Origin of the sequence: Desulfovibrio sp. JC010 (genome assembly GCF_010470675.1) — a bacterium.
Taxonomy (GTDB): Bacteria; Desulfobacterota; Desulfovibrionia; order Desulfovibrionales; family Desulfovibrionaceae; genus Maridesulfovibrio.
On record NZ_VOIQ01000032.1, the window covers coordinates 1 to 5,388 of the forward strand.

6 protein-coding genes are annotated in these 5,388 nt (G+C 52.5%); all 6 read left to right on the forward strand.

Annotated elements, in window-relative coordinates:
* A partial coding sequence (locus FMR86_RS20225) for an ATPase, T2SS/T4P/T4SS family (RefSeq protein WP_163353262.1) occupies positions 1-286 on the forward strand: 286 nt, incomplete at its 5' end.
* Positions 273-593, forward strand: a complete 321-nt coding sequence (locus FMR86_RS20230; protein ID WP_163353264.1) for a TrbC/VirB2 family protein — start codon at positions 273-275, stop codon at positions 591-593. The genes FMR86_RS20225 and FMR86_RS20230, both read left to right, overlap by 14 nt.
* Positions 590-889 carry a conjugal transfer protein TrbD gene (trbD, locus tag FMR86_RS20235; protein ID WP_163353266.1) on the forward strand — a complete coding sequence of 100 codons (300 nt, stop codon included), beginning with the start codon at positions 590-592 and terminating at the stop codon, positions 887-889. The genes FMR86_RS20230 and trbD overlap by 4 nt, the downstream gene beginning before the upstream one ends.
* Positions 886-3,309 carry a conjugal transfer protein TrbE gene (locus tag FMR86_RS20240; RefSeq protein ID WP_163353267.1) on the forward strand — a complete coding sequence of 808 codons (2,424 nt, stop codon included), beginning with the start codon at positions 886-888 and terminating at the stop codon, positions 3,307-3,309. The genes trbD and FMR86_RS20240 overlap by 4 nt, the downstream gene beginning before the upstream one ends.
* The gene (gene trbJ / locus FMR86_RS20245) at positions 3,306-4,118 is read left to right on the forward strand and encodes a P-type conjugative transfer protein TrbJ (protein ID WP_163353269.1); all 813 of its coding nucleotides are present in this window, start codon (positions 3,306-3,308) and stop codon (positions 4,116-4,118) included. Before FMR86_RS20240 ends, trbJ begins: the two co-directional genes overlap by 4 nt.
* A 2-nt stretch (positions 4,119-4,120) precedes the next feature.
* Complete coding sequence (trbL, locus tag FMR86_RS20250) at positions 4,121-5,278, forward strand: P-type conjugative transfer protein TrbL (RefSeq protein ID WP_163353271.1); 1,158 nt, start codon at positions 4,121-4,123, stop codon at positions 5,276-5,278.
* The last annotated feature ends 110 nt before the right edge of the window (positions 5,279-5,388 follow it).

Consider the following 5,388-nt stretch of genomic DNA (forward strand, 5'->3'; position numbering starts at 1 on the left):
GGGTGAAGCCCTCGACCTGCTCAAGGCTTGGAACACTGGACATCCCGGCGGCATTGCCACTGTTCACGCCAACTCTGCGGCAGAAGGTCTGCTGCGCATTGAGCAACTTATCTCGGAAGCATCCACCTCGCCCATGCCGCAACTGATCGGCTCGGCTGTGGACTTTCTGATTTTCATCCGCCGCACCCGTAAGGGCCGGACAGTCTCTGAAGTGGCGGAAGTAATCGGATACGACCCCGTAAATCAAAAATACATCATGGAGTACATCTACGATGAAAACAAATAAGCATAAATATCTGCCCCTTCTGGCAATACTCCTGCTGGCCGCTCTGCCTGACGCAGCCTTTGCTTCCAATTCAATCAATGAACTCAGCACGCCCATGGAAATGGTGGTCGGCACCATCACCGGTCCGGTTGGTCGCTGGATCTGCATCGGCGGCATGGGGATTTCCGGCATCGCTTTCATCATGAAAAGGGAAGAACTTGAAGGCGGCTTCAAGACCCTGCTCAAAACAGTATTCGGCATGTCATTTGTTGCGCTGGCCGCATCAATTGTCGATTCAATCTTCAGCTTTTCCGGGGCGGTCATATGAGTGGAAGGAAGATCCCCATTCACGCTTCCCTGTATCGGCCTTCGCTGGTCATGGGTGCCGAGCGCGAACCGCTGCTTTATTCTGCACTGTTCGCCATCCTGATCGCCCTTGGAGGATTCACCCTCTATGCTGGCGGTGCTGCCCTTGTTTTCTGGGTTGTAACGGTCTTTGTTCTGCAAAAGACCGCCAGCTTTGATCCGCAGCTTTCCAAGATCGGCCTGCGCCATTTCAACCAGCAGAATTTTTACGCTGCCCGTTCCACTCCGTGGCAGATCAACGGGGTAAAGCTGAAATGATCGAACTCAAAGATTACCGCCATAAACCCAAAGGACTCCCGGATCTGCTGCCTTATGCGGCCATGGTCAATAACGGAGTGCTGCTCTGCAAAGACGGTTCACTCATGACCGGCTGGAAGTTCCGCGCACAGGATACGGCTTCCAGTACTGCTGAAGAACTGGCTGTGGTCAGCAGCCGGGTTAACAGCGGGATCAAAAATCTTGATTCCGGCTGGATGCTGCATGTGGAGGCTATCCGTTCAACGGCAACTGAATATCCGCATGCCGGAATCAGTCACTTCCCGGACTTCGTCACTCAGGCCATTGAAGATGAAAGGAGAAATATCTTTGAATCATCCGGGACATTCTATTCCACTGAGACTTACCTGATCATCACCTATAAGCCGGAATTTTTGACCCAGAAGTTGAGCAACCTTGCTTATGAAAATTCCGCTGCCGTCAATCATCTTGAAAAGGCTTTAGACAAGTTCCTGACTGTTGCGCAGGAACTTGAAGACTCCCTTTCGCTCTCAATGGAGCTGACTCATCTTGCAGACATCGAGTTCCCGGACGAACACGGAAACCTGCATACATATTCAACCTTCCTGTCCCTGCTGAATAAATGCCTTACCGGTGAAGAGCATCCGATACTGCTGCCCAAAGTGCCTATGTATCTCGATGCTCTTCTCGGCGGGCAGGATCTGATCGGCGGTTTGCAGCCCAGCATCGGCGGCAGGTTTATCAAAGTTCTGGCTGTGGACGGCTTTCCGCCGGACAGCTGGCCGTCCATGCTCTCCAATTTTGAATCGCTACCTATTGAATACCGATTTTCCACCCGCTTCATCTGCATGGATCAGTACGAAGCCCAGCAGGAGCTGGAGAAGTTCAGGAAAACTTGGTCACAGCAGATTTATAAGATCTGGGATCAGCTCAATGACAATGCCAACGCCAAAGAGAACAGGGACGCCAGAAGCATGGCAGATGATGCCGAGCAAGCCATTGAGGAACTTCAATCCGGTCTGGTCGGTGCCGGGTTCTACACTGCCGTCATTGTTCTGATGAGTGATGACTTGGGCGAGCTGGAAGAAAACAGCAGAGAGCTGCGCCGTAAACTGCTTGATCAGGGTTTTCCCAGCCGTATTGAAGGAATCAACGCACTTGAAGCATGGCTCGGATCTCATCCCGGTAATTCCTACGCCAACGTGCGCCGCCCGATCATCAACACCATGAATCTGGCCGACCTGCTGCCGTTGGCAACAATCTGGGCTGGCCGAGAACATAATCCTTCAGATAAATTCCCGCCTTCATCACCGCCGCTCATGTACTGCGCCACAAACGGCTCTACCCCGTTCAGGCTGAATCTGCATGTGAGCGACATCGGTCAGACTTTGATTTTCGGGCCTACCGGCGCGGGTAAATCCACTTTGCTGGGAATTCTGGCAGCCCAGTTCCGCCGTTATCAGAAGGCCACCATTTTTGCTTTTGATAAGGGCAAATCAATGCTCCCGCTCTGTCTGGGTGCTGGCGGGTCTCATCATGAAATCGCTGCCGACGATTCGCTTTTGTCCTTTGCTCCGCTTCAGCACGTTGATTCGGATGCTGAACAGAGCTGGGCGGAAGAATGGATCGAAACCTTGGCGACCATGCAGGGCTTGACCGTGCTTCCGGCCCACAGAAACGCCATACATATCGCCATGTCCATGATCAGGAACAACCCTGAACACATGCGTTCCATGACTGACTTTTACCACAGTCTGCAAAACGAAGAACTGCGCGAGGCCATCAAGCATTACACCGGAGAAGGAGCCATGGGCAGGCTGCTTGATGCCAGCTCCGACGATCTCGGTATTTCGGATTTCATGGTCTTCGAAATCGAGGAGCTTATGATTCTCGGTGACAAGAACATCATCCCGGTTCTGCTCTACCTTTTCCACCGCATTGAAAAAGCACTGAACGGCCAGCCCGCGCTGCTCATCCTTGATGAAGCGTGGATCATGCTCGGCCATAAGGTCTTCAGGGAAAAAATCCGCGAATGGCTCAAGGTTCTGCGCAAAGCCAATTGCGCGGTGGTGTTGGCTACGCAATCCCTTTCAGATGCAAGCCGTTCCGGGATTCTGGATGTGCTGGTGGAGTCCTGCCCGACCAAGATCTACCTGCCCAATCCGGCGGCAATTCAGGAAGCACAATACAAACTCTATCAAGGTCTGGGACTCAATTCCCGCCAGATTGAAATCATCGCTTCGGCCACTCCCAAGCGCGACTACTACGTGGTTTCCCCGGAAGGTCGGCGACTCATTGAGCTGGCTCTCGGCCCGGTCGCGCTTTCATTTGTGGGCTCGTCGGACAAGGCGAGTCTGGCCCGGATTCAGGATCTTTCAAAAACTCACGGTCAGGAATGGCCGCAGCACTGGCTTCAGGAAAGACAAGGAGACTTTATATGAAAATGCGACAAGTCGCGCCCGCAATAGCTTTGCTCGTGGGTCTTATCAGCGCGTCCCCGGCTTCAGCCATGACCGTCACCTGCGTCAATTGCAGTGACAAATTCCTGCAAATGCTGGAACGGGTCACAAACATTGAGCAGCTTGAATCAATGTGGCGGACCTACAAGGAAGAAATGATGCAGACTCAGCAGCAAATTATGATGGTCCAGCAAAATATCCAGCAATACACCAACATGGTTCGGAACACGATCCGTCTGCCGTTTGCCATCAAAAACAGCGTCATCCGGGACTTCAAAAGACTGGCCCAGCTTTCAAAGAATCTGGTCACCACCGTGGGCGATATTGAGGTTCTGGACGGCATATACGAAGCCCAGTACCCGGACTTCAACTCCGCCAAAAGACTGGTCGGCCAGCCCAATGCCAAGTTTACCAAGAAGTACAAGGAATACTGGTCCAAGTGGTCTGAAAGAGTCGATGCGGCAACCAAGGCCACATTCAAACTTTCCGGCAGTCAGTTGCAGGAAATCAGCGATTCTGCGGAATTTGATTCCTACATTGAAGGTCTGCTCAGCACACCGGAAGGACGCATGCAGGCCCTTGAAGCCGCCAACCAGCTCAGCAGCGTTCAGATTCAGGAAATCCGCAAACTCCGTGCGCTGCTGGCTACCCAGATTCAGAATCAGTCCATGATTGAGGCCAAGAAGGAAAAGGATCAGCAGATTCTGCGACAGGACAGCGAAAAATTCTTTGCCCCGACCTACGGCGAAGCCTGTAAAAAAGAAGCTGGCCCGGAGCCGCTCGGATTCTAGCCATGGTTGCTGTAAACTATCGTTTCATCCTCTTTGCAGGCTTTGTCTTCTCCGTCCTGCTGGTTCTGTTCATGGCTGCTGATGCTTCTGCCGCTGGAACTCCCATAGACGACACGCAGATACTCTCCCGCATCGCCACGGAATTCCACGCCAAGGCCGGTAAATGGGATGATCTGCTCACCGAGCACGCCAAGGTTCTGTTTAGACTTCTCCTGATTCTGGATGTCTGCTTTTTGGGCTTTCGTATAGCCACCAAACAGACCGGAATTGATGAAGCAATGGCTGAATTCATCATGCTCATGCTCTACGCCGGGCTGATGTTCGCCATACTCATTTACTACAAGGAATGGACCAACCAGATCATTATCGGACTGAGCAGAACAGCGCAGGAACTTGGGGCACCTCCGGTGACGGCAGGAAGCATCTTTCTGGCCGGGGTTCAGGTCTTCGACACCATGCTTGCGAGCATGAGCTGGGACATCGCCAAATCCGCCGGGCTGGTGCTGGTTGCCATTGCCATCTGCATCAGCTTTTCCATGATTGCCGCGCAGGTAATTCTTGTAAAATGCGAAGCTTACATCGTCCTCAACGCGGGAATCATCCTGCTCGGCTTCAGCGGTTCCAAGATCACCMGMGATTACGCCATCAACTTCATCAAATACGCCTTCTCGGTRGCGATGAAGCTSTTCACCATGCAGCTTCTGATCTCGCTGAGCATTGATTTYATCAACGGATTCCAAAAACCGGAAATCAACTTTGCGGAAGTGCTGGTCATCCTCGGTGCGTCCATCGTCATTCTGGCCCTGACCATGTCCATCCCGGACATCATTTCAGGGCTGATCAACGGCCCGCTTTCCTCTTCCGGCAGGTATCTGACCTCTGCCGTTACAGCGGTAAGCAGCAGTACGAGCACTGTTGTTAAAGGAACAGCAGGCGGAATCGTTGAAAGCAAGCGATTAGCCGATGCTGTTGGTGAAGCCAACTCTTATGCCAACACCGCCGGAAAGAACGGCTTCGGGAAGCTGGGCCATATGGCCGCTACCGGCATCAGATCTATACGGGATAATCTATCCCAAAGCCGGGCTGGCGGTATCCGCAGCAGCACCAAAACCCAGCACGAAGCATACAAGATGCAACTCCCCCCAGACTCATCTGACTAACTCCCCGATTTAGCAGTTAAAATCTGAAAACAACAGGATAACTATGCCCAAAAACCGTCCAAATTCTGCCTATTTAGCCGCCAAAGAAGAATGGTTCGAGCGTTACGCCA